The 26,587-nt window shown below is 42.3% G+C and carries 22 protein-coding genes and 1 pseudogene; 11 read left to right on the top strand and 12 right to left on the bottom strand.

Going from position 1 to position 26,587, the window contains the following annotated elements; translation table 11 throughout:
- Positions 1–401 precede the first annotated feature (401 nt).
- From KUA50_RS15425 to KUA50_RS15410, 4 genes and pseudogenes are all read right to left on the bottom strand, one after another.
- Positions 402–1,301 (bottom strand): MlaD family protein, encoded by a 900-nt coding sequence (locus tag KUA50_RS15425; RefSeq protein ID WP_218457114.1) that lies wholly within the window; start codon positions 1,299–1,301, stop codon positions 402–404.
- Between the two features lie 6 nt (positions 1,302–1,307).
- The gene (locus tag KUA50_RS15420) at positions 1,308–2,627 is read right to left on the bottom strand and encodes an N-acetylmuramoyl-L-alanine amidase family protein (RefSeq protein ID WP_218457115.1); all 1,320 of its coding nucleotides are present in this window, start codon (positions 2,625–2,627) and stop codon (positions 1,308–1,310) included.
- A gap of 69 nt (positions 2,628–2,696) precedes the next feature.
- Positions 2,697–3,077: a dihydroneopterin aldolase gene (folB, locus tag KUA50_RS15415; RefSeq protein WP_118117099.1), complete on the bottom strand. Its 381-nt coding sequence runs from the start codon at positions 3,075–3,077 to the stop codon at positions 2,697–2,699.
- A 53-nt stretch (positions 3,078–3,130) separates the two neighbouring features.
- Positions 3,131–3,580, bottom strand: a pseudogene (locus KUA50_RS15410) (ribonucleoside-diphosphate reductase, adenosylcobalamin-dependent); the annotation flags it as partial.
- Between the two features lie 348 nt (positions 3,581–3,928).
- Here KUA50_RS15410 and KUA50_RS15405 point away from each other — a divergent pair.
- Positions 3,929–4,669 carry a nitroreductase family protein gene (locus KUA50_RS15405; protein WP_118117083.1) on the top strand — a complete coding sequence of 247 codons (741 nt, stop codon included), beginning with the start codon at positions 3,929–3,931 and terminating at the stop codon, positions 4,667–4,669.
- Between the two features lie 131 nt (positions 4,670–4,800).
- Here KUA50_RS15405 and KUA50_RS15400 read toward each other — a convergent pair whose 3' ends face one another.
- The 6 genes from KUA50_RS15400 to KUA50_RS15375 form a co-directional block, all read right to left on the bottom strand.
- The gene (locus KUA50_RS15400) at positions 4,801–6,264 is read right to left on the bottom strand and encodes an MFS transporter (protein ID WP_218457116.1); all 1,464 of its coding nucleotides are present in this window, start codon (positions 6,262–6,264) and stop codon (positions 4,801–4,803) included.
- 96 nt (positions 6,265–6,360) lie between these two features.
- Complete coding sequence (kduI, locus tag KUA50_RS15395; protein ID WP_022111640.1) at positions 6,361–7,323, bottom strand: 5-dehydro-4-deoxy-D-glucuronate isomerase; 963 nt, start codon at positions 7,321–7,323, stop codon at positions 6,361–6,363.
- A 54-nt stretch (positions 7,324–7,377) separates the two neighbouring features.
- Entirely contained in the window at positions 7,378–8,754 is a 1,377-nt protein-coding gene (locus KUA50_RS15390) for a PTS galactitol transporter subunit IIC (protein WP_218457117.1), read from the bottom strand.
- A 213-nt stretch (positions 8,755–8,967) separates the two neighbouring features.
- Complete coding sequence (locus tag KUA50_RS15385; protein ID WP_218457118.1) at positions 8,968–11,445, bottom strand: bifunctional UDP-N-acetylmuramoyl-tripeptide:D-alanyl-D-alanine ligase/alanine racemase; 2,478 nt, start codon at positions 11,443–11,445, stop codon at positions 8,968–8,970.
- A gap of 39 nt (positions 11,446–11,484) precedes the next feature.
- Positions 11,485–12,339 carry a GSCFA domain-containing protein gene (locus tag KUA50_RS15380; RefSeq protein ID WP_218457119.1) on the bottom strand — a complete coding sequence of 285 codons (855 nt, stop codon included), beginning with the start codon at positions 12,337–12,339 and terminating at the stop codon, positions 11,485–11,487.
- 5 nt (positions 12,340–12,344) lie between these two features.
- Positions 12,345–14,840, bottom strand: coding sequence for a YfhO family protein (locus tag KUA50_RS15375; RefSeq protein WP_134843136.1), 2,496 nt, complete (start codon positions 14,838–14,840; stop codon positions 12,345–12,347).
- A gap of 309 nt (positions 14,841–15,149) precedes the next feature.
- Between KUA50_RS15375 and KUA50_RS15370 the strand changes: the two genes are divergently transcribed.
- From KUA50_RS15370 to KUA50_RS15360, 3 genes are all read left to right on the top strand, one after another.
- On the top strand, positions 15,150–15,830 hold the full coding sequence (locus tag KUA50_RS15370; RefSeq protein WP_218457120.1) for a porin family protein: 681 nt from the start codon (positions 15,150–15,152) through the stop codon (positions 15,828–15,830).
- 81 nt (positions 15,831–15,911) lie between these two features.
- Positions 15,912–16,610, top strand: coding sequence for a 5'-methylthioadenosine/adenosylhomocysteine nucleosidase (locus tag KUA50_RS15365; RefSeq protein WP_022111647.1), 699 nt, complete (start codon positions 15,912–15,914; stop codon positions 16,608–16,610).
- Between the two features lie 24 nt (positions 16,611–16,634).
- Positions 16,635–17,120 (top strand): S-ribosylhomocysteine lyase, encoded by a 486-nt coding sequence (locus tag KUA50_RS15360; RefSeq protein ID WP_218457121.1) that lies wholly within the window; start codon positions 16,635–16,637, stop codon positions 17,118–17,120.
- A 97-nt stretch (positions 17,121–17,217) separates the two neighbouring features.
- On the opposite strand, the gene KUA50_RS15355 is transcribed toward KUA50_RS15360, so the two are convergent.
- Together KUA50_RS15355 and typA are read right to left on the bottom strand one after the other, a co-directional pair.
- A complete protein-coding gene (locus KUA50_RS15355; RefSeq protein ID WP_218457122.1) occupies positions 17,218–18,180 on the bottom strand; it encodes a transporter in 963 nt (320 codons plus the stop codon).
- A 163-nt stretch (positions 18,181–18,343) separates the two neighbouring features.
- Positions 18,344–20,146 (bottom strand): translational GTPase TypA, encoded by a 1,803-nt coding sequence (gene typA / locus KUA50_RS15350; RefSeq protein ID WP_118117075.1) that lies wholly within the window; start codon positions 20,144–20,146, stop codon positions 18,344–18,346.
- A 181-nt stretch (positions 20,147–20,327) separates the two neighbouring features.
- On the opposite strand from typA, the gene rpsO reads away from it, so the two are divergent.
- From rpsO to tnpC, 7 genes are all read left to right on the top strand, one after another.
- Positions 20,328–20,597, top strand: coding sequence for a 30S ribosomal protein S15 (rpsO, locus tag KUA50_RS15345; RefSeq protein ID WP_118117074.1), 270 nt, complete (start codon positions 20,328–20,330; stop codon positions 20,595–20,597).
- 157 nt (positions 20,598–20,754) lie between these two features.
- The gene (locus tag KUA50_RS15340; protein WP_218458243.1) at positions 20,755–21,102 is read left to right on the top strand and encodes a hypothetical protein; all 348 of its coding nucleotides are present in this window, start codon (positions 20,755–20,757) and stop codon (positions 21,100–21,102) included.
- Complete coding sequence (locus KUA50_RS15335; RefSeq protein WP_218458244.1) at positions 21,084–22,043, top strand: IS3 family transposase; 960 nt, start codon at positions 21,084–21,086, stop codon at positions 22,041–22,043. Before KUA50_RS15340 ends, KUA50_RS15335 begins: the two co-directional genes overlap by 19 nt.
- Before the next feature lie 553 nt (positions 22,044–22,596).
- The gene (locus tag KUA50_RS15330; protein WP_218458241.1) at positions 22,597–23,856 is read left to right on the top strand and encodes an ATP-binding protein; all 1,260 of its coding nucleotides are present in this window, start codon (positions 22,597–22,599) and stop codon (positions 23,854–23,856) included.
- Positions 23,857–24,082: 226 nt separating this feature from the next.
- Positions 24,083–24,493, top strand: a complete 411-nt coding sequence (locus KUA50_RS15325; protein WP_134842472.1) for a hypothetical protein — start codon at positions 24,083–24,085, stop codon at positions 24,491–24,493.
- Complete coding sequence (tnpB, locus tag KUA50_RS15320; protein WP_022110333.1) at positions 24,481–24,828, top strand: IS66 family insertion sequence element accessory protein TnpB; 348 nt, start codon at positions 24,481–24,483, stop codon at positions 24,826–24,828. The genes KUA50_RS15325 and tnpB overlap by 13 nt, the downstream gene beginning before the upstream one ends.
- Before the next feature lie 101 nt (positions 24,829–24,929).
- Positions 24,930–26,489: an IS66 family transposase gene (gene tnpC / locus KUA50_RS15315; RefSeq protein ID WP_218458237.1), complete on the top strand. Its 1,560-nt coding sequence runs from the start codon at positions 24,930–24,932 to the stop codon at positions 26,487–26,489.
- Positions 26,490–26,587: the final 98 nt, after the last annotated feature.

Raw genomic sequence — 26,587 nt, 5'->3', positions numbered from 1 at the left:
TATATCGATAATTGCTTTAAATTATTGCTCAAATTAGTGAAAGGCATCCCCAAAACGCCAAATTCACTGCAAAATTATAAAATAAAACGCAGACCACCAAATCTGATGATTTAATTTATTTTAATATAGTCTTATAACATCTTAATTATCAGACACTTAATTAAGTTATCCACAATTTTCAGTTCTTTGACCTATTTTTATGGTTAACTATCTGATGTAGAACAACTTAGAAGCTTTTCAAAGAAAAGAATAGGAAAAGAGTGGAACAAAATCGTAACACCCTCGAAATAACTCACAAACAATCAGTTCGAAAGTTATTTCGAGGGCGTGAAACATCATATCTGCTTATTTAGACTATTTTTATTTAAGCACAGGCGGCTTTTTAAAGACATTCGCCTCTATTACTTGTCTTTTTTACCAAAAACAGAGAAGTGAACATAGCGCTTAGGATGCTGTTTCAAATCGATAACTAAAGAATCAGCATGGCGCATGGTCGAATTCATATTATCATAAAGCTGGGTATCATTCATCAGCAAGCCAAGAGTACCCTTGTTGCTGTTCAACTTTTCAGTAAATGCCTGTGTATTCTCCAATGTCTTGTTGACACGATCCAGCGTACCCTGTACATCCAAAGATGCCAGATTGGAAGTCAGCTTATTCGTATTATCCAAAACGCCATTGGCACGATTGATCATACCAGGAACCTGCTTGTTGAGACCTGCCATCAACGTATTCAACTCACGGGTAGAAACCGTAAGATTGCCCGTAATGGTTTGCACATTATGCAAAGAAGCAGCCAATGCAGGATCTGCCAAGAGCGCATTCAAGCTACCCAAGATAGAATCCAGTTTAGGAAGCATCTTCTCGATAGTAGGAACCATAGCCGAAACCTTGCCCAAAGCGCCCTCATTGACAGCTCCAGGTATAATGCCACCAGCCTCAATACGTTCACGAGGATTATTAGCCAACAAGATATTCACTTGCAAATTACCCATCAGGTCTTTCACAATTTCAGCCTTACTTCCCTTTGGTATGCGCAGATTTTTATCAATATCAGCCTTCACCTTGATAGGACCAGACTGAGTATAGTCAAAATCCACAGCATCAACAGTTCCTACCTTATAACCATCAGCATAAATTGGCGTTGAAGCACCCAGTCCCTGGATGTCGGAAAACGTCATATAATAATAGTTATTGGAAGAAAACAGATTGATTCCCTTCAGAAAATTAATTCCGAAGTACATAATCAAAATACCTACAATAGCCACAAGAGCTATTTTTATTTCCTTGGTAATTTTCATTCTCCTTTATTTTTTATTCTGTTTAAATTCTCGAATTGCCTGATTCACGTCGTACTTCTGTCCATCCTTAAAGGCGATGATAAATGCCTCAGGAAACTTATCCAACAAGGATTTACGAAGTCGGAAGATCTCATTATAATTAGCAGAAGAACCTATCGTGTATTTCACCATACCACCCTCCTGATAACTTGCATAACCTGTTTCTCCTTTGAAATGCGCATCACCTGCTCGAAGCACACGGTTGCTCACAAAAATCTGCACTTTGAAGATTGGGGCATGAGCGTCTTTCTCTCCAACTTTTGCGATTGCTTTGACAACCGTATTCTTAGTTGCTCCCTTTTCCACAGTCTTTGCAGTTCTTCTTTCGATAGGATTAACGATCGTTTTATTGACATTGCCAGAAGACTTATTCGTGGAAAGCCGCTTAACCAAAGTCGTTCTGGAAGTATCGCTTGCCTGCGATTGTCGCTTGGTTTCCCCGCGCTGATAGGTATCTGGCACAATCTTTGGCATTTCACTGTCGTCTGCAGATGATGCCGCACGATAAGGCACAGAAACTCTTCTATCATACTTGTTCTTATATTGTTCGAAACCGTGGAAGATAGCCTTAGCCACATCATCCACGCGCGATTCATTGTTGAGCAGTTCCTCCTCATCAGGGGTGGTGATAAAGCCTAACTCTATCAAACAACTTGGCATAGAGGTCTCGCGAAGAACCAAGAATCCTGCTTGGTGAACGCCTTTATCCGGTCGGTTAGCCTCACGGCAAACACTCTTTTGAATAGAGCGGGCAATCTCAACACTGCGCTCCATATTCTTACCTTGAATGAATTCAAAGATAATATAGCTTTCAGAAGACTTCGGGTCAAATCCCTGATAAGTCTGCTGATATCCCTTCTCCATAGAGATGACAGAGTTCTCTCGCATAGCCACATCCAGATTATCCTTGGCACGGTGCATACCCAAGGAATAGGTTTCAAAACCTCTGGCTATCTTACCACCAGGCAAGGCATTGGTATGAACTGAAATAAACAGGTCCGCACCAGCCTTATTGGCAATATTTGCTCTTTCCATCAACGGAATGAACACATCAGTCTTTCGGGTATAAATGACACGCACATCTGGCATATTACGTTCTACATACTTACCAAAAGCCAATGCCACCCGCAGGTTTATATCTTTTTCTTTGGATCTGGCACCCATGGCACCTGCATCATGACCACCATGACCAGGGTCAATAACAAGCGTAAATCTATCATTGGCAGCAAAAGAATATGCCACCAACATAAAGAATGCAACCAGCAAAAGAACAATCTTCTTCAACATACTATTTATTATGATTGTGCAAAATTAAGCATTTAATGGCAGAAAACCAAAATATGCAACAAAGTTTTATTATTTATTAAGTGAACGCTCAAACAGAAATTCCACACCAGCTCCTTCACAATCGGCTCCCATAGGTGGATTCTGCTTGATGATTTTCAGATGAATTTCTTCTATAGTTGGAAAACGGCGAAAAAGACGATCACCAATTCTGCCTCCTACTCTTTCTATCAATTGAGAAGGAACAGACATCTCCTGGGAAACCAACTGATAAACCTCTGCATAGTTCAAGGTATCATTGACATCATCACTCGTCAATGCATTCGTAACATCATATTTGATACGTAAACTTACAAGATAATCATTACCCGTTTTCCTTTCCTGTGGCAAAACACCATGAAAGGCATGAAACTTCAAGTCTTGCAAAAGGATATAGCTCTGACGTAAATTCATCATTGTTCTCCTCCATCATGCTGTTCATCACTACAAGAAACTGGCAGTTCATCATCCTTCAAGTAATTTTTCAAGGCACGTTCTACACCCACCTTCCAGGTATTGATACTCTCAGAAGTGAGCTGCAACTGGCTAACCAGTTTAATAACATGCTTGATAGGCATACGATAGCGCAACACACCGGAAATCAACTTGGCATAATTCCAATACTCCGGATTAAACTTTTCGCTCAATCCCTCCACGGTTATCTTATAACCACGCTTGTTGACAAACTGAAAATCATATCTCTTGGCTCCCTCACTGAGAACTGTCTTCACGATTTTACCTTTGGTGACTGATTTTGGCAACATGATGCCTTCCTCATCATCTTGCAAACCTGTGAATATCTCGTAAGGATGACCATTGAGCAAACCCACCAATGCCACCCATTTCTCCTTATTATTCTGGAAACGGACAACATCACATTCCAATTCTCTTGGTCGCACCTCAACCACATCCGGTTGCATCTTCCGAATATTGACAGAATCTCCGACTACCTTATGCAAACTGTCTTGCAGCTTACCCCAATCAACTTGCTGGTCTGCAAAACGGTTACGCAGGTTCTCCAAACTACTCTTCAAATCATCCACGAGTGCAAGACGAGCCTCTTCAAAAGTCATATTTTCTGTATCAATCATATTAAACGTTTAATAATTTGGTGCAAAATTAAACTTTTTATTCTAAATGATGAAAGGTTTTTGGAGATATTTCTTAAAAAGATAGCAGTATATGCCACTTTTTAGAAAACTTTATTTACCTTTGCAATAGAATAAGGAGGAAAACGATATCAAGAAACATCAAAAATAAAGAATATGGAATCAATTAAAAACAGAACAACCATTCGCAAATATTCCAACCGTGAAGTAAGCGATGAATTACTGAATCGGCTGATAGAAGAAGCAGAGCGTACCCCTACGATGGGAAATCTTCAGCTCTATAGTGTCGTCGTTACGAGAAGTGAAGAAGGTAAAAAAGCACTTGCTCCAGCACATTTCAACCAACCTATGGTGACAGATGCATCTGTTGTACTTACCATCTGCGCTGATTACCGACGTACAACCATCTGGGCAGAGAACCGCAAGGGCACCCCTGGTTATGATAATATCCTATCATTCATGAATGCGGCTACAGATGCTTTGCTTTTCACACAAACATTCTGTAACTTAGCCGAAGAAGAAGGATTAGGCACCTGTTTTTTGGGCACAACTATCTATATGCCTAAGATGATTATCGACACCTTGAAATTACCAAAGCTCGTAATGCCAGTAGCCACCATTACCTTGGGATGGCCTGACGAGCATCCAGCCAAGAGCGATAGACTCCCATTGCGTAGTATCATTCATCAGGAATCATACAGCGATTATACCCCAGAGAAGATAGATGATTTCTATGCAGAAAAGGAATCCTTGGAAGAAAACAAGGAATTTGTAAGAATCAACAACGTAGAAACCCTCGCCCAGGTTTTCACAGACATCCGTTATACGAAAAAAGATTGTGAGGCCATGAGCATTGGTTTTATGGATGCGCTCAAGCAGCAAGGTTTTGTAAAATAAAAGCCACACGCGGCTCACAATTCGCAAGATATTGCCAGACTTCATGTGAAAAAAAGAAAGTGGGAATCCCTGTTAAGGAAAAATCATTTCCTTAACAGGGATTATTATTTTTACTTGATATCTTTCTCTAATTAGTCAACGACGATTGGCTTGTACTTTGGTACCAATGCCTTCATGATACACCAACCAACGAGATAAGCCACTGCACAGATGCAGAAGATAATCATATAACCAGCTGGCTTGCCATCAAAGCCCATGAAAGTAAAGGCAGCACCCTGACCTTCTGCATAGGTAAAGAGCATACCAGAACCCTTATTGATGAGGAAAGAACCTACACCACCTGCCATAGCACCAATACCAGTGATAGTTGCAACGGTAGATTTTGGGAACATATCACCAATGGTTGAATAAAGGTTGGCAGACCATGCCTGATGACCAGCACCTAAAAGACCGATAATGATAGCAGGCCACCATGCACTATACTCACCCATAGGCTGTGCTATCAGACCCAACAATGGGAAACATGCAAAGATCAACATCGCACGCATACGGCCGATATAAGGATTCATACCCTTCTTATCAACAAAGTAAGTTGGCAGATAACCACCACCGATACTCAAGATGGTAACAATCGCATAAAGGGTGAAAATCAAAGCAATACCCATGCTTGAGTCAGAAGAATAACCATACTGATCTGAGAAATAAGCTGGAGCCCAGAAAAGGAAGAACCACCATACACCATCAGTCAAGAACTTACCTGTGATGAAAGACCAAGTCTGACGGAAGGTAAAGCACTTCAAGAAACCGATAGTCTTCTCTTCTTCCTCATCACCTGCAGCCTTTTCTGCCTCAACCTGCTCAGCTTCCTCATCCTGATTGATATAAGTAAGCTCAGAGTTATTGACATACTTGCTCTTGGCAGGTTTGTCATAAAGCCATACCCAAAGACCCATCCAGACATAACCGAGCACACCGATAATGATGAAAGCCCACTCCCAACCCATGGCGCGAGCCAAGAGAGGAATAGTAGCTGGAGCTGCCAATGCACCTACAGAAGCACCACTATTGAAAATGGCTGTAGAGAAAGCACGGTCCTTCTTTGGGAAATACTCTGCTGTTACCTTGATAGCTGCAGGGAAGTTACCAGCCTCACCAACGGCAAGAATCAAACGGCAGGAAAGGAAAAGCCATACACTGATAGTGGCAATAGCAACTGCTGCATCACTACCTGCCTGAACCAGGCGCAAAGCTTCAATAGAATCATAGCCTTCTACCTGCATAGCTACCCAACCGCAACCTGCATGCATCACAGCACCAGTTGACCATACGAAGATGGCAATGAGGTAACCTTTCTTTGTACCCATCCAATCCACGAACTTACCTGCAAAGAGGTTTGCAATGGCATAGAAAATGGAGAAGAGACCGGTAATCGTACCGTAGTCATCATCAGTCCAGTGGAACTCTGGAGCGATAAAATCTTTCCATGTTAATGACAGAACCTGACGGTCCATGTAATTCACAGTGGTTGCCAAGAAGAGCAACGCACAGATGACCCAACGGAAGTTGGACATCTTACTTGTTTTAATAGCGTTCATACTTACTATCTATAGAGTCTGTTTAAAATTAGCGTTTAAATGAGAACGAAAAATCTCTTGTGGACAAATGATGCCCACAAGAGGATGATTTTCATATTATTTCATCTCTGGAATTTTAACTACCTGCATATCATTATAGATCAGGTTTTCACCAGCCATACCCCAGATAAAGGTATAGTTGCTTGTACCAGCAGCGCAGTGGATAGACCACTCTGGAGCAATCACAGCCTGCTCGTTGTTCAACCAGATAGGACGAGTCTCCTGTGGTTCACCCATTACATGGAGAATCTTCTGACCCTCTGGCACATTGTAATAGAGATATGTCTCCATACGACGGAGGTGAGTATGAGCTGGCATGGTGTTCCATACAGAACCCTCTTTCAACTCAGTTACACCCATCTGCAACTGGCATGTACGTACACCAGCAACACCATCGATAATCAACTGATGGATAACGCGGTCATTGCTTTCCTTCAAGCTACCTGCCTTGATGTTGTTAGCATCCTTCAATGTTACCTTCTTAGTAGGGAAGGTCTGATGTGCGCAAGCACTGTTCATATAGAACTTAGCTGGCTTATTGGCATCCTTGCTGGCTACTTCAATATTCTTGGCGCCACGACCTACATAGAGAGCCTCCTGGAAACCGAGCGTATATTTCTTGCCATCTACAGTAACAGTACCCTCACCACCGATATTGATGATACCCAACTCACGGTTATCGAGCAGGTTCTTCTGATCGTTTGGCTTGTCTGTATAAAGAGGAGCGATAGAAGTCAACTTCAAAGGAGCTGTTGTTGGCTGTGCGCCACCAATCAGGAAACGGTCAAACATTGTGTAAGTCCAGTTTACCTCACCTGGAGCAAAAACCTTCTCAATGGCATATTCACCACGAAGACGGTCTGTTGTGTAATGCTTTGCATCCATTGGGTTGCTTGCATAACGAACATTGTAATTAGTGTAAGCATTTTCTGCCTTCACTTCATAAGCACTCTTGCAGCACTGTGCAAAACCAGCACCAGCAACGAGCAACATTGCAAATGATAATAATACCTTCTTCATTACTAAAATCTTTATATTATTTTTTATTTTTCAGAATTATTTCTATCTTTCTGTTTATTTCTGCAAATCCTCAGCAGCCTTCTTCTCTTCTTTCACGATGCGCTGACGGTTGATAATCATCAAAGCTACAGTGATGACTGTGAGTACACCCATACCGATGTATGAAAGTTTCACACCTCTATAGATAATCCATCCGAAGAGAGATGAGGCAAAGTCGAGAGCACCACCAGAGAAACCAGCAGGAATGTGAGCAGCATTATCACCTGTAGCTGCATATACCTGATTGGCAGCCAAAGTAAAGTCTGGAGCCATATCGGTTACAAAATAAAGACCGATTACCAGAGCAAAGAGACCGATAATAAGGGTCTTTACTACATTACCTTTGGTAAAAGGCAATATCATTGGGAAGAGGTAGAACATACCTGCCAAAGATGCCAATGGCAAGAACTGGTTGCCAGGCAAGAATACTGCGATAGCCAAGATAGCAGGAATCAAGATGACAGATACGACCAATGTTGTAGGATGACCGATAACAAGAGCAGGACTCATACCGATATGTACCTTCTTACCATTGAACTTAGACTTCACCAATTCCTGAGTCTTTTCTGAGATAGGCTTCAAACCTTCAATAAACAAAGAGGTGATACGTGGAATCAGTTCCATCACCGCTCCCATGGTAACACCTAAGAACAATACCTTCTTAATATCAAGCTGTGCAGCCCAACCGATCAGGGCACCAACGATGACACCGAGAACCAACGGTTCACCTAATACACCAAACTTCTTCTTCAAACCCTCTGCATCAATATCCAACTTAGAGAATCCTGGAATCATATCCAGAAGTTTGTTGAAACCGATAGCCAAAGGCATAAAACTCTGGCAGAAAGGCTGAGGAATAGAGATACCATCCAAATCATAATATTTCTGGAATTTCTCTGCTGTCAAGTCTGCACAGATCAGAGTAATGATGTAGCAAACGATTGCTGCGAAATAACCCCACAACAAACTTTGACCCATCACGAAGTAAGCTACCGCACCGATAAAAGCAAAGTGCCAGTAGTTCCAGAGGTCAATATTGACCGTACGGGTTGTCTTGGTAATCAACATCAGAAAATTGACACCCAGGCAGATAGGGATAATCAATGCACCCACCGCAGTATTATAGGCAACTGCTGCTGCAGCAGGCCAACCCATATCGAATACATTTAACTGCAGATGATAAAGGTCGGAGATTGCTTTCAATGGGTCATTGAAGTTAGTTGTCAACAAAGCAGTAACAACACCCAAGCCTACGAAACCCACGCCTACGAAGAGTCCCGACTTCAGTGCCTTACCGAATTTCATGCCAATACACAAGCCGATGACGGTAAAGATGATTGGCATCATCACACTCGCACCTAAGCTAATGATATAGCTAAATACCTTTTCCATTTTAATTTTTAATGAATGTTAGTTAATAATTTGGGGCACCCATATAAAGGTGCAACATTGATTTGTTTCAAGTTTTATGGGCACAAAGATACGCTTTTTTCTTTAAATTCAATACGTTTTCATTAAAAATATTACTTAAAAAAGAATCCCACCCGATATTTTCGGATGGGATTGATATGATTTTGTACATTTTCAACAGATTTTCGCCTCTGTTTAATCCTGATAATACACTCTCTTCACACGATTACTGATCGTAGTCAGCACCTCATAAGGTATCGTGTCGAGAATATCACTGAGCGTTTGCACTGGCAATTGCTCTCCAAAGATTTCCACACTGTCACCTTCCTTGCAATCTATGCCTGTCACATCGATCATGGCTACGTCCATACAGATGTTACCTACATACTCTGCTTTCTGACCATTCACCAGACAATAAGCATGACGGTTGCCGAGATGACGGTTCAAACCATCAGCATAACCGATTGGAATGGCTGCTATCACGCTGTCCTTATCCAGAATGGTCCTGCGACTGTAGCCGATACTCTCCCCTGCCTTGATGTGATGCATCTGCAGGATAGTCGTCTTCAGGGTACTTACACAGTTGATGGTCTTGTTGTTGCGGGAATTGATACCATAAAGTCCTAATCCCAAGCGACACATATCCAACTGTCTGTCAGGGAAATGCTCTATACCTGCAGAATTGCAGATATGGCGCAATATCTTATGATCGAAGGCAGCCTGCAACTGCTTGCTACCCTTATCAAACAATGCGAACTGCTGGGCAGAGAACGCATCGAAGGAATCATCATCACTACCTACAAAATGCGAGAACACACTTCGTGGTATGATGGCATTCTGATGTTTCAGTCGTGCTATCAATTCTTCCATATCATTTTCCGGATCAAAGCCCAGACGATGCATACCTGTATCCAACTTGATATGTACAGGGAAACCAGTAACACCTTCTTTCTCTGCAGCCTTGATCAGTGCGTCCAGAATACGGAAAGAATAAACCTCTGGTTCCAAATCATAGTCGAACATGGTCTTGAAGGCTGTCATCTCCGGATTCATAATCATGATATTGCTCGTAATACCATTCTTGCGAAGCGTAACACCTTCATCGGCTACTGCTACGGCAAGATAATCCACACGATGATCCTGCAATGTCTTGGCGATTTCTACCGCTCCGGCTCCATAACCATCCGCCTTGATCATGCATACCAACTTGGTCTCTGGTTTCATGAACGAACGGTAATAGTTCAGATTGGCCACTACTGCATTCAGATTTACCTCCAATGTGGTTTCATGCACCTTTTTCACGAGTAATTCAGTCAACTGGTCAAAGCCAAACTGACGGGCACCCTTCAGCAGGATGACCTCATCGCGCAAGGAAGCGAACACCTCACTCTTGATAAAGTCCTCAATATTACGGAAGAAGAATTTCTCTGAAATCTGAATCTCATCACTCTGTTCATACAACTGCGGACCGACACCGATGAATTTGACCACACCACGCTTACGGCATAAGTCAGAGACCTCTTTGTACAAGTCCTTAGGATTTTCACCGCTCTGGAAGATATCACTGAGTATCAACGTATGACGGCGACCCTTATGATCTGGGCGGCGACTCATAAAGTCGAGAGCTATATCGAGTGAATTGATGTCTGAGTTGTAACTGTCATTGATCAAAGTGCAACCATGCTGTCCTTCCTTGACTTCCAATCGCATAGCTACCGGTTCAAGAAGTGACATACGCTTATCCACTTCCTCTGCAGTCAACCCCAACTTACGGGAAACAACTGCCGCTATAATAGAATTGGTGACAGAAGCCTCATCAATAAAAGGTAGAGAATAGCTATCCTCTTCACCTTTATATATATAGGTAATAATAGACAGATTACCCTTTTTCTCTATATTTTTCACATAGAAAGGAGCAGCAGAATCCTTCAAGGACCAATACAGTTTTTCACCCTTGTAATCATGATATTCGCCTACCACCCTGGCAACAATTTCATCATCACCATTATAGACGATCGTTTCTGCATCATGGAAAAGAATGATCTTCTCACGACACTTAGCCTCCAAAGACTCGAAATTCTCCTGATGCGCAGAACCCAAATAAGTAAGCACGGCTATCGTTGGCTGAATGATGTCACGAAGAGCAAGCATCTCGCCAGGCTGACTGATACCAGCTTCAAAGACACCAACCTCAGTCTGCTCGTTCATCAACCAGACAGACAAAGGCACACCTATCTGAGAATTGTAGCTGCGCGGACTGCGGGTGACAAACATATTTGGAGAAAGCAACTGATGAAGCCATTCCTTGACCATAGTCTTACCATTGGAACCAGTAATGCCCACGATAGGAATATTAAATTCATCACGATGGCGCTCTGCCAGACGCTGGAGAGCTTCCAGCGTATTAACCACCTTCAGGAAATTAGCTTCCGGATAGTCAGAAGCATATCCTTTAGGAACATTAGTAACTACGAAATTTCTAACACCACGACGATACAACTCAGGAATGTAGTTGTGACCATCATTACGCTCTGACTTCAAGGCGAAGAACAGAGTTTCCTCTGGGAAACAGAGTGAACGGCTATCGGTCAATATGAAACCGATATTCGTATCCTTGTCTCCATAGCGACGCGCACCTATCAGTGTGGTTACCTTTTCGATAGTATAAGTCATTATCTTACTTTTTAAAATATTCTATATGTGATAATCATGTCATTTCCCCAACTGGTACTTTTCCATGAATTTCCGTTCTTTTTCCTGTGCATTGGCAAGAAACTTCTTGTATTCCTCACTCTCTGGATTGAAAGGTCGGTGTCCAAGGGCTTCACGGATAGGTTTCCATTCCTCTAAAAAGTCCTCGGCAGTCTTGCCAAAGTAAGCCATTTGGAACTTCTGCCAGATATATTCCACGGCCAGTTCGCTCGGATGAAGCATATCTTCCTTGTAAAAGCGATAATCTCTCAGTTCGTCACAGAGAATTTCATAGGCAGGGAAATAGTGCACCACTTCTGGAAAGCGCTGGCAAAGTATATCTGCCGCTAAAAGAAGCGTGGCCTTGGATAGTTGACTGCCATGGAATCCATATTTCTGGTAACGGATAGGACTCACCGTCACGATAATGTGCCTGACTCCTTGACCGAGCAATGCCAAAACCGCCTTGAAAAGTTCTACCACGCATTCACCCACACTCAATTCCTTTTCTTCAAACAGGCGTTGCGGACGCTTCTGACAGTTATCCACCACTTCACCCGTTTCCTTCAGGATATATACATGATTGGTTCCGAGCGTAAAGACAGCCACATCCACTTTTCGGTCTTGGTTCTGATATTCAGTACCAGCCTTCAAACCTGCGGTACAAGGTTCCCCCTTGAGATACCGGTCCACAGAGTGATATACGCTCGTAGGATTGTACATGACTCCGTATGGATTGACCATGGCACGGAAGCGATTCTCGACAAAACGATTGCCGAGATGATCCGCAAAACAACTGCCCACGAAAAGCAGTCTGTCAGAAGGCTGTATCTCAAAGTCAGCCTTTTCTATGTTCACTTCCGTTCTAAAGTCCATATTGCTTATTTTTCTGTTACTTTATTTTTCTTCCATTCAAAGAATAAACCTGCGAGCAAGAGAATCAACAGTACACCGTAGCCTACATAAGCAATGGTCTCTGTTGTCTTCAGGGATGTAGGGTGGAAATCAAGTACCACCTTGTGAGTTCCCGGTTTTACATTCAGGGCACGCAAGATATAATTCACTCTGCCCAATTCTGCAGGCTGTCCGTCTATCGTAGCCGTCCAACCAGGATAATATATTTCAGAGAACACGATGACACCACCCTTGTTGGAAGTAACCTCATAAGTCAGATTATTTGGCTTATATTGAGTCAACTTAACAATAGAAGTATCATCCTGAGGCACACTTTCACCGAGCTGCTGCTTGAACTTCGCATCAGCTACAGCTTCATGTCGCAAATTGATCTTTCCTACCTTATCAATCTCCTCATTGGCATTTTCTGCATAGCTTACCTTATCAACAAACCAAGCATTGCCATAGGCATAAAGATTCTGCACAGGCACAGTCTGTCCACCCTGCAAAGGCATGATGAAGTACTTCGTGTTGAGCATATTGAGCACAGGGAATATGCTGTCGCCATTCACCTTCGTCATGTCACCACCAGCCTCAGCTACAGCCTTCATCGCCTTCTGCATCTCTGGAGAGATATAAGCTTCTATCATCTCCGCATAACGACGGAGTTTGGCTGGATGATAACCACCAACGCTCTTATGATAATATGAAGTTTCGTTCTCATTGAAGGTATTGGATGCCATATTGAGTACACGATAATCAAGCGATTTGTCTCTGCAGATCATCTTATCGGTCTCAGTCATTTGCTGTGGAGTATCACGCACGCTCTTCTCCACGAACATATCATCATAGAGATAACGCTTGTTGACCATCCACATATCTACCAAACAGAGTACAGCAATACCAGCAATCATAAACTCCTTGCCCAACTTCTTCATCTTATAAAGGAAGAGGAAGGCTGAGCCAATGACGATAACCCAGAAAGAACGCCAACAATCGGAAGTAAAGATACCCTTTCTGATTTCAGTCAGATTGCTGATGATAGGTCCCTGATATTCTGCAGGAAGCTGCTGCAAAGCCTGAAGTTCCTGTGCAGACACGAAATCTGAGAAGAACAGGCCTGGTGCCAAGGCAAAGAGGAGACAGAAACCTGCTGTCAGTCCGAAGCTTGCATAAACGAGTTTGGCCTTGGTAGTCAATATTTCCGGTTCATCCACGATCTTCTTGAGTGCCATCATCGCCAACAGAGGAATGGTAAACTCAGCAATCACAAGGATGGAAGCCACCGTCCTGAATTTGGCATACATCGGAACGTAATCCAAGAAGAAATCCGTAAACGGCATGAAGTTTCTACCCCATGAGAGAAGTACGCTGAGGATGGTCGCCGCCAACAAAGCCCACTTCATCGGCCCCTTCACAATGAATAAGCCCAAGATGAAGAGCATACAGACGAAAGCGCCTACATATACAGGACCGCTTGTTCCAGGCTGGTTGCCCCAATACTGTCCGAGTTGCTGATAAATCTGTACAAAGTTAGGATCCGCTTTTTCCATTGCCTTTGTGTTCTGTGCCAAAGGAACAGAAGCACCACCCTTTGCATCCGGAATCATGAGCGTCCAAGTCTCGTCAATACCATAACTCCACTGGGTAATATAGTCTCTATCCAAACCGCTATTGGTCTGGTTAGCAGCGTTTTTCTTCACCAGTTCACTCTTTCCACGCATAGACTCCTGACCGTACTGCCAAGTATGATACAGGTTGGAAAGATTGAGCGATATACCGATGGCGGCACCCACGATACAAGCCGCAGTAGCCTTACCGAAGCGAGCCATTTCCTTCTTCTTATAGGCATCCCACAAGAATGCGAGAAGCATAAAGAAGATGATAAAGAGGTAATAATAAGTCATCTGCACGTGGTTGGCATTGACTTCAAAGGCTGCAAAGATAGCAGTAACGAGCAATCCCCACAAATATTTACCACGATAAGCCAATACGACACCTGCAATCATAGGAGGCAAATAAGCCAAAGCCATCACTTTCCAGATGTGTCCGGCAGCAATGATGATGAAGAAATAGGACGAAAAAGCCCAGATGATAGATCCCAATGCTGCTAATGACTGTCGGAAGTTAAAGGCTCTCAACAGAATATAGAATCCTAAGAGGTATGCAAATACATACCACACATAGTCAGGCAACCAGAGATGATAGGCATTGACAGCCTGCTGCAAAACAGTGCCACTCTCATAAGATGGTGACATCTGATAAGTTGGCATTCCACCAAAAACAGAGTTTGTCCAACGGGTCACCTCGCCAGTCTGTTGCTGGAAAAGTTCCTTTTCATGTCCCAGTCCCTTGCCTGCTGCAGCATCATGACGGAACAGGATGCGCCCGTCCATGTCGGCTGGCATGAAATAAACAAAGGAGACAACTGCAAATACGATTACTACCAGAATATCCAGTAGATACTTCTTCAAAAATTTCATTATTTCTATAAACGTTTATATTTTGACTGCAAAGATAGTGCAAAATGAAGACAATACAAAATAAAAAAGGTAGTTTTTGCTATTTTTAGTGTTAAAGAAATAACTTAAGAAGCATTCAGACTTGCCTGAAATGGATCTGTAGAAGATGGTATTACCCATTATAATAGGGAATTTCCCTTTTCTTTTAGGGATTCTCTAATTGCAATATGAGAAAAGATACGTATTTTTGCAGCATCAGAAAAAGAGTTTCATATCATACAAAAAGCTCTTTATATATAATAAGGTATAACTAATAAATTGATGAAAAATATGAAAAAGATTACATTTCTCCTGATGGCTCTCTTGCTCATCGCAATGCCATCCTCAGCTCAACACTACACTCAGAGCAGATATTACAACAAGCAGACTGGTCATCTCGACTACGGCCGTCACTACAATGATTACCCTGACTCCTACTTCGGATTCAGGATTGGTCCTTCTTTCTCTTACGTCAATTCGGATGATAGCAGACTGGATGGTGGTAATTGGCAAACTGGTCTCAACGTGGGAGTTGTGGCAGGTGTCGCACTTTCAAATGCCCAGCCTCTTTATTTGGAAGGAGGCTTGTTCTATACAGAGAAAGGCGGCAAGAAAGATTTGGCTAATGACAAGAAGATGACCTACGACCTCAACTACATCGAAATTCCACTTGTACTGAAATATAAGTACAATATCGATCCACACTTCTCGCTCCAACCATTTTTTGGAGGATATTTCGCTTTAGGAGTTGGTGGAAAGATTAAAAACTTCGAACAGAGAGAAGCTCAAAACTCATTTAATGACGATAACTTCCGCCGGGTAGATGGAGGACTCCGTCTGGGTTGTGGCGTGCAATACGATATGTTCTATGCCGACCTTACCTACGATATCGGTCTGGCAAACATCTGTCATGATACCTTCGACACATCCCATAATGGAGGACTGCAACTCAACTTTGGTGTTAACTTCTAAGGTTTTATCAGATATTTTTCGTAACTTTGCAGCCGATTTTAATATCGGCAAATTCTCAATCGAAAAAGTTACAATAAATATATGAAAATAGGAATTATCGTTGCGATGGACAAGGAGTTCACGCAACTCAAGACATTATTGACAGAATCACAGACAGAGCAGAAGAACCACAAGGATTTCGTGATTGGAAAAATTGGCAACAATGAAGTAGTCATGCAACAGTGCGGCATCGGCAAGGTAAACAGTACCATCGGTGCCGTAGAAATGATAGACAATTACCATCCAGACCTGGTGATCTCATCCGGTGTTGCGGGTGGAGCAGATATCAACCTCAACGTTACTGAGGTTGTAGTGGCAACAGAGTGTGTATATCATGACGCTTATTGCGGCGATGAATGTGAATTTGGACAGATTTTGGGTATGCCAGCCACCTTCAAGACTCCAAAGGAGTATGTAGAGAAGGCACTTGCCATCAATCATCTTCCAGACAACATCCATCCTAAGATACATGCAGGACAGATTGTCAGTGGAGAGTGGTTTGTAGATAGCAAGGAGAAGATGCGCTCTATCCTGGAGCACTTTCCTCATGCAATGGCTGTCGATATGGAGAGCTGTTCTATTGCACAGACCTGCCATATATACAAGACTCCTTTCATCTCCTTCCGTATTATCAGTGATGTACCACTCAAAGACACCAAGGCGCAGCAGTATTTCGACTTTTGGGCTAAGATGGCAGAAGGTTCTTTCAATGTAACCAAAGCATTCTTGGAGAAATTATAAATGAGAAATGACAAATTAGAAATTATGAACAAGATACCAAGTTTTACTATCAATCATAACAAGTTGCTCCGCGGTATATACGTTAGCCGTAAGGACGAAATTGGAAACGAAGTTGTCACTACTTTCGATATCCGCATGAAAGTACCTAATCAGGAGCCTTGTCTCCACAACGGTGCCATCCACACGATTGAGCACCTCGCTGCCACCTATCTCCGCAATGACGAAGAGTGGAAAGACCGCATCGTATATTGGGGTCCGATGGGTTGCCTCACAGGTAATTACCTCATCATCAAAGGAGACCTGGAAAGCAAGGATATCGTTGAGTTGATGAAGCGCACCTTCAAGTTTATCGCAGACTTCGAAGGCGAGATTCCTGGACAGGCAGCCAAGGACTGTGGCAACTATCTGCTCCACGACCTGCCTATGGCAAAATACGAGTCCAAGAAATATCTCGAAGAGGTCTTGAACGTTATCAAGGAAGAAAACTTGATTTATCCTACACAAGAATAAGATTAGGAAAGGCCTGACTGAAATCAGGAAAAGTCAAAGACTGAAATATAGAAAAAGCATCTTAAGATACATTTGCGAGTATCTTAAGATGCTTTTTTTACCACTTGAGTTTACCATACTTCTCCTTATACCACAACTGCCAACCATTCACTAAATTCTGCCAAACCACATAGGCACCTGGAGCTACGGCAGCCAACGGATTCAGGAAAGTAAGGGTGAGCCAGATACCCACTATCGTATTCTTCTGACCTAAAGCCTGTCCTGCACTAATGCTCGCATCAAAATGGCGTCCCACCGCCTTACCGATGGCAAACTGGATAAGACAGACGAAAAGCGGAACGATCAGAAGCAGAACAAGAATCCAACCGGATACCGTAGCATGAAGGATATTACGCACCGTCTCGCCCATCAGAATCGTCAGATTGAAGCACCACATATAAAATCCCAAATCTTTTACGCTCTTTACTTTATCCACAAACTTCGGCAAGAACCTGCGGCTCAATAGGGCTAAAAGTAATGGCACCACCAAAACCGTAGTCACATTCCTAAACACCATCAAACTCATATAAAGAAAGGATACATCAGCACCTTTTTCTACCATCGGGAAAAGAGAAGGGATGATAACCATCGTGAAAATATTGGCTATTACCGTATAGGTAGTAAGCGAACCGATAGACCCACCCAATTTTTCTGTTACCACAGCCACAGCTGCTGCAGTAGGACAAATAAAACAGATGAAAGCACCCTCCAGTATCAGTTTCGTATTATAGTCGTTACCAAACTCAAAGATAAGTACCACCATCATCAAAGCCAAAGAAGTTCTAATCAGTTGCAATATAAAATGCCAGGCTTTAGGCTTCATTTCCTTTATTTCTATCTTACAAAACGTAACATAAAGCAAAGCAAACAATACAATCGGCATCAGACTGACCAAATGAGGTCCGACCGCATCACCCAATGGTTCCAAGAAAGGAACGTATGCAAAAATCAAATAACCCACTGCTCCTATGACCAGCGAACAGGGCAAGGAAAACTTCCTGAAAAAATTCCACAACTTCATAATTACGTGATTTTGAGTCCTATTGAATAAACCATTTGACTGCAAGTCCAAACAGAGTAGAAATTCAAGTGCAAAAGTACAATAACTCAAATCCTCTCCATATCGGAAACATCCGATAGGAGAGGATTTCTCTTTTCATTTATATCCTTAAAGCTATACTTAATTAGTCTTTATTGCTACGCTTACGCTCCAAGTGATCAAGGATTACCTTGCGCATACGCATGCTCTTAGGAGTTACCTCTACGTACTCGTCCTCACGGATATACTCCAAGCACTCCTCAAGACTCATTACGGTCTTTGGAATCACACGAGCCTTATCGTCTGAACCAGAAGCACGGACGTTGGTCAACTGCTTTGCCTTAGTCACATTGACGACAAGGTCGTTTTCGTGAACATGCTCACCAACTACCTCACCGGCATAAACCTCCTCACCTGGGTCGATGAAGAACTTACCACGATCCTGAAGCTTATCAATAGCATAAGCATAAGCAGTACCAGTTTCAAGTGCAATCATACTACCATTAGAACGGCGGTTGATTTCACCCTTGAATGGCTGATACTCTTTGAAACGGTGAGCCATGATGGCCTCACCCTGAGAAGCAGTCAGCACATTGGTACGAAGGCCGATGATACCGCGAGAAGGAATATCAAACTCGATATCCACACGCTCACCCATGTTCAACATAGAAGTCATATCACCCTTACGACGGGTTACCATATCAATCATCTTAGAAGCGAACTCCTCTGGTACATTGATAGTCAATTCCTCTACAGGCTCGCACTTCACGCCGTCAATCTCCTTGTAGATAACCTGAGGCTGACCTACCTGAAGTTCATAACCCTCACGACGCATGGTTTCCACGAGTACAGAGAGATGAAGCACACCACGACCGCTGACAATCCACTTATCAGTAGAATCCTCGAATGGCTGAACACGAAGAGCCAGGTTCTTCTCCAACTCCTTATTCAAGCGCTCCTGGATATGGCGGGAAGTACAGTACTTACCCTCCTTACCGAAGAATGGAGAATCGTTGATGGTGAAGAGCATACTCATGGTTGGCTCATCAACAGCGATTGGAGGAAGTGGCTCTGGATTCTCATAATCACAGATGGTATCACCAATCTCAAACTTCTCCAAACCGATAACTGCACAGATATCACCAGAATCTACATGATCAGTCTTCTTGTGACCCATACCCTCGAATGTATGAAGTTCCTTGATCTTGGTCTTCTCCTGTGTACCATCACGATGGCAGATTGTCACATTCATGGCATCCTTCAGAGTACCACGATGAACACGACCTACAGCGATACGGCCTGTATAAGAACTGTAGTCGAGAGAAGTAATAAGGAGCTGAGGAGTACCCTCCAACTGCTTAGGAGCAGGGATAACCTCTACAATCTTGTCGAGCAAATAGTCGATGTTGTCTGTAGGATTGTTGTAATCCTCTCCCATCCAACCATTCTTGGCAGAACCATATACTACAGGGAAATCAAGCTGATCCTCAGTAGCATCAAGGTCGCACATGAGATCGAATACCATCTCATAAACTTCCTCAGGACGGCAGTTAGGCTTATCCACCTTATTAACAACAACGATAGGCTTCAGACCGAGCTGCAAAGCTTTCTGCAACACGAAACGGGTCTGAGGCATAGGGCCCTCGAAAGCGTCAACAAGCAAGAGACAACCGTCTGCCATATTGAGTACGCGCTCCACCTCACCACCGAAGTCGGAGTGTCCAGGAGTATCGAGGATATTAATTTTAACACCTTTCCAATTGATAGATACATTCTTTGAAAGAATGGTTATACCACGCTCACGCTCCAAATCATTGGAATCGAGCACTTCGCCGCTATTATCCTGGCCGTCACGGAACAGCTTTCCGGCGAGCATCATCTTGTCCACCAAGGTAGTCTTACCATGGTCAACGTGTGCAATAACTGCAATGTTTCTAATGTCTTGCATTTCCTTTACCTTAAATACTTAATGAATTTGGGTGCAAAATTACAAAAAATATCGGAAAAATTTGCAAGTTTCACAGAAAAGTTGTAACTTTGCAGCGCATTTTTAGAGAAACCGCCGCGAGGAAGGGTCCTGAATGCATTAGAAACAATTAAAGTAACATTTATTATTAAGTAACACAGCTATGTATTTAGACAAAGCAAAAAAAGAAGAGATCTTTAGCAAGTACGGAAAGTCTAACTCTGATACTGGTTCAGCTGAGAGCCAGATAGCATTGTTCTCATACCGTATTGCTCATTTGACGGAACATGTAAAGAAGAACCGTAAAGATTATACTACAACACGTTCTCTGACACAGCTTGTAGGAAAGCGTCGCGCATTGCTCGATTACTTGTACGACCGCGATATCAATCGCTACCGTGCCATCATCAAGGCCCTCGGTCTTCGTAAGTAATCTGAAAGCAATTTGCTTTAAGACATTGAATCCCATCACTCTCAATGAGAATGATGGGATTTTTTTATTTTAGAAAAGTGCAAACGATGCAAACGGCTATATATGTCTTGTCCTAGAAAAAGTTGACACAGTATAAATCAACTTAAAAATAACAAATATGGACAAAGACAAAATGGATTTAGCGTTGAGCATAGCTCGCAGTTATTATCAGTATCATGTACCAGTTAGAGAAATTATGGCAAAAATGTCAATTAGCAGTACTTCAGTTTACAGAATTCTTGGTAACTTTGCAACCAATAATCCACAAATCGTAGAAGAAATGAAGCAAAATGCAACACCAGAAAATCTCTCGCAGGAGAACATTGAATTGAAGAAACGCTTGGCAGCTATGGAGCAAGAACTCCATGAGGCAAAGATGGCAGCTGCCGCCTATAACAAGATGATTGATATTGCAGAGCGTCTTTATAAGATTCCTGTGCGAAAAAAATCTGGACCCAAACAGTAAAGGAACTTCGTGCAGAGGACAAAAACTATAGTGTTTCTGGCCTCTGTAAACTGTTTGGGTTTACTCGTCAAGCGTATTATCAGCACGAAGACAATATGCTTGCAGCCTTGGCAGAGGAATCGTTTGTAATAGAGTATGTTAAGTCTATTAGAAAGCAAGATCCAGGTATCGGCGGTCGTAAACTCTGGCTGATGTATTGCAAGGAGTTTGGAGAAGAGAACGCCATGGGACATTGCCGTTTCGAGGATATAATATCAAGGTACAAGTTGGGAGTGCGTTCTTCCAACCGAAAACCTCGTACAACGGACTCTCGTCATGGGTTACCCACATACCCCAACAAGATAAAAGAACTGATACCATCATCACCCAATGAAGTTTGGGTGAGCGACATTACATATCAGAAGATTTGGGATGATGCCGAACAAGGCACTTATCATTTCTGCTACATTTCTTTGATTACGGATTATTACACAAAAGAAATCATTGGCTATTCTGTCGGTGAGTCACTCTCCACCAGGTTCCCTTTGAAAGCCCTAAACATGGCCTTAATGCGCATGGAAAGTTATAAGGATATTATTACACCAATCCATCATTCCGATAGAGGTGTACAATATGCTAGTAACGAATACATCAAATTACTAAGGGAATACGGTATCATACCTAGCATGACAGAATGTGGCAATCCGAAGGATAATGCTGTAGCAGAGCGTGTCAATAACACGTTGAAGAACGAGTTATTCATGGGGCTTTCTTTTACTTCTTTACAGGAAGTAGAAGAGGCTTTAGAAAGGGCAGTACACTTTTACAATGAGTTACGCCCTCATGGAAGTATCGGGATGCTAACACCAAAGGAAGCTGCGAAACAAAAGGGAAGTTTAAAGAAAAATTGGACAAGTTATAGGGAAAAGTACATAAAATCCTTGTCAGTTCAGGAAAAATGATTAATTTTGCAGCAAAATTGTAAAAACCGCGATCCACCCCTAGGGGTGGGTCCTTTGTCTACTTCTATTAGGAACTAGAATGAAGTATGTAAATACTAACTAGGAATAAGATAGAAGATTGACAAGTAGAATTAGGAATAGAGAAAATAATTGTCAACTTACAATAGGAATAAGGAACTATGTAGTCAACTAAATATAGGAAACTACAATATAATAAGGAGGAAAAGTCACAACATGTTGCCCAAATTGTAGCTATCTGTTTGGGCACTCGTTGCCCGCCTCATGGGCAATCGTTGCCCGTCTCTTGTTCACCAGTTCCCCATCACGTGGTCCCCGAGGGATCGCTTGAAGAGCATGGCTGGTATTGTAGTTTCCTACTCTGACTTTTCCTGACTATTGATTGGAGCGAAGTAGAATAAATATAACATTTCCCTTATAAAGGAAAGATTTTATATAAAAGTTTCCTTTATAGAGGAAACTTTTTGGTATTTTCCTTCCCCTTATAAAGGAAATTTTGTATATTTGCACCCATATTTCAGTAAAAAACTATAATATGGATAAAAATATAGCTAAGAAATTGATATTAGAGAACCAACAAATGGTAAAAGAATTGAGTTTCATTAGACGCAATGTCGAATTTGAACCTCATTCATGCTACGTATTGGTAGGTCTTCGCCGGGCTGGTAAGTCATATATGCTATACCAACGCATACATGACCTATTACAGCAAGGCCATTCCATTGAAGAAATTCTCTACTTCAACTTTGAAGATGACCGTTTAGCAGACATCCAACTCAGCGACCTCGACCTCATCAAACAAGCATACGAAGAATTATTTGCCCATAAGCCAATCTTCATGCTTGACGAGATTCAATTAGTGGATGGTTGGGAAAAGTTTGCACGCCGACTTGCAGACCATAAATACCTTGTTTATATTACTGGAAGCAATGCAAAGATGTTGAGCAAAGAAATTTCCACAACTCTTGGCGGACGTTATATAGTTCAAAATGTATTTCCATTTTCCTTCATGGAATTCCTCCAATCCAAGAACATCCAATTAGAAAAGCAGTGGGAATACCTTGACAACGCTCCTATCAAACGAACTTTCAATGAATATTTCCACTTTGGAGGATTACCAGAGTTAGTCATCCGAGAAAAATCATTCAAGCGTCAATGGTTAGGCAATCTATACAACAAGATATATTTTGGCGACTTAATCAGTAGATACAATATACGTAACACTACAGGATTAAAAGTATTAGTCAGGAAATTAGCTGAGAGCATCAAACAGCCACAAAGCTACAATCGTCTTGCAAATATCGTATCTACAGTAGCAGGAAAGGTCAAGCAAGAAACTATCGTAGATTACCTTGAATACATCAAGGAAACTTGCATGATTTTTTCTATAGAAAACATTGAGGCAAAATTGCAAGACAAGATTTCTAACAAGAAATACTATTTCATCGATAATGGAATTCTAAATCTCTTCCTGCTTGATCCAGAAACATCCCTATTGGAAAATATGGTTGCCATTTATCTCTATGAGACGTATGGTGAGGACCTATATTATTACAATGACAATATAGAAGTTGACTTTTGCCTATTTGAGCATGGTAAAGCCATCCAAGTATCCTATAGCATACAGGATGATAAGACTTATGAGCGAGAAACAAAAGCCCTCCTGGCTTACGCCAAACGCTTCGATTGCAAGGAGTTATTCATCATCACGACGGATGAAGAAAAAGAGATTAACCTCGACGGCAATATCATCCAAATTATACCACTTTGGAAAATGCTATTGAAAGGGATATGATTTTTCCGCAAAAAAATGCCATACCCTCATTTTACCCTTCACTCTTCACCAAATCACTTAGAACACCTGTATTTATCATGCTTTCAAGAGGTGAAGAGTTACAAAACACCCTTCACCACCCTTCACCTACAGAATTAACAAATCGGTAAGCGGCTCCGCGTTTATACCATTGTAGCTTTCTCGTTTGTTCGTACCTTTGCACCATAATTTTTTAATTGCATGAATTATGACAACAAACGAACGTTTTGAGAAGGCTTGGAATTCCTTCTTAATCTATTTGAATCGAAATCCAAAGGCTCACCTGACTCCTTTCTTGAAGGAAAGGCATGTAAATCACCGTACCATGCAAAATTGGATGTCCGAGAAGGGATATTCTGTCCTGCGTGCCAAGCATGAAATCCGCGAAGTTCAGGAGGCAGCCCGTAAGGAAAGAGCAGAAGCCTCTACTGCAAATACCGGCGTGATGTTCGTGCCTATGGAGTCTCCAACTATAGATCTTCCTATGGAGGATCTTCTTCAAGGCATAAACATAACCTTTCCCAATGGAACCGTTGTGTCGATCAAAAAAGGATGCGCCAAGTCTGTTATGGCGTTAATGAAACTTTATGAGAAGGAGGATGCGGTATGTTTGGATTAAATGAGAACACCCAATACTATGTCTGCCAGCGATACGTTCGAATGAACACGGGTATTAATGGCTTGTATCAGATAGTAAGGACGGAGATGGAGCTGCCACCACTTGGCGGTGCTGTCTTCATCTTCTTCTCCAAGAATCGCCAGCAGGTTAAACTGCTAAAATGGGACGGCGATGGTTTCTTGCTATATCACAAGCGACTGGAACGAGGAACCTTTGAATTGCCATTCTTTGACCCTAAGAACAAGCAATGCAAAATGCCGCACAAGACTCTGTCTGCCATCATGAGCGGAATTTGCCTTAAAAGTATGAGATTTAGAAAGAGGCTTAACTTATAGCTGTATTATAATGCCAATAACGTGCTGTATATCAATAAAATAGATAAAATTAATATCCAATAATACTTGCATGTCTCAATATTTTTTCGTACCTTTGCACTATGACAAAGGACGAAATCATAGTACTTTTGAAGGAGCAACTTCAGCTTGCTAACGATACTGTGAGTTCGCTGACCATACAGGTCGGTGAACTCATTGAACGTATAAAGTCATTAGAAGAGCAACTCGTCCAGAAAGGAATCGCCATAGACAAAGCGAATCGTCAGAACAGGGCGCTCGGCAAGCTCGTTTCCGGCAAAAAGTCCGAACGTCAGGAGAAGTGTCTGCAAGACTCAATGACTCAGGAAGAATTTGACAGGAAGAAAAAAGAGCAGGCGGAAAAGAGAAAGGAGCGCAAAAACAATGGGGCCAAGCGTGACATGCATTATGAGATGGAGGAGAAACATGTTACGGTTAATCCAGACATGGATGCGGAACTTTTGAAGACGCTGCGCATCTATGGCACCCGCACCTGTGTGCGTTACAGCATGGAGCCCATCAAGTTCATCAAGACCGTATATCACATCAACACTTATACGGATGGAAATGTCCTGTATCCAGGAAAGACCCCACCAGCATTGCTGCTAAACTCATCCTATACATCTTCTTTTGCAGCAGGTCTACTGCAGTTGCGGTATATCTATTCCATGCCGGTGGAGCGAATCGTCAAATACTTTGCCGACAGTGGGTTCACACTAAGGAAAGCCACGGCAAACAAGCTGATTGCCAGAAGCGCAGACGTACTGGAAAATATCTATAGAGCCATCTGCCAAAAGGTGTTACAGCAGGATTATGTTACGGCAGATGAAACTTATCATAAAGTACTGCTGACGAGGGTAAAGCCTACAGACAATGGCTCGAAGAAAGGTTACCTGTGGGCGGTAAGCGCACCTAAACTGGGACTTGTGTTCTTCGTATATGAGGCTGGATCACGTTCTGAGCAGATCATACTTGATGTGTTCTCGGATTATAAAGGTACAGTACAGAGTGATGCATATGCTCCTTACCGGAAGCTGGAGTCGGATGCTTATCCGGACATTATGAGAATTGCCTGTCTGCAGCATGTCAAGAGAAACTTCATCGACTGTGGCAAGAACGACAAGGATGCACAGGAAGTAGCAGGCATCATCAACAGATTTTATCAAGAAGACAAAAAGCATAAGGTTGGCGTAAATGGATGGACAATAGAGAAACATCTGGCTTATCGGCAATCATACGCACCGGACATTTTGCAGGATTTATTAGAGAAACTGGAGGAATTATCTTCCAGGAAGGATTTGCTGCCCAAATCGCCCTTGGCGCAAGCCGTCGGCTATGCCCTTAACGAGTATAATGCCATTTGTGACATTTTTAAAAGAGGTGATACTGCTCTCGACAACAATTATATTGAGAGAATCCAGAGGTACATATCGCTGTCGAGAAGAAACTCATTATTCTTTGGTTCGCACGAAGGGGCAAGACGAGGAGCTATCCTATATTCTATCGCCATCTCATGCAAAATGAATGGCATTAATCTGTTCGAATACATTAGCGACGTCATAGAAAAGACCGTAGAATGGCAACCAAATACTCCATTGGAAAAATACAGAGACTTGCTTCCTGACAGATGGAAAAAGCAGTAACAGCATTATTCAATCAGCTATTACTGCTTTTTTCAATTATGCAAGGTATAAACGCGGAGCCGCTTACACAAATCGCAAGAAAAATCCCATCATTCTCT

Source organism: Segatella hominis (genome assembly GCF_019249725.2).
Classification (GTDB): Bacteria; Bacteroidota; Bacteroidia; order Bacteroidales; family Bacteroidaceae; genus Prevotella.
Note: the sequence above shows the minus strand (reverse complement) of the source record. Positions and strands in the feature narration are given on the sequence as shown.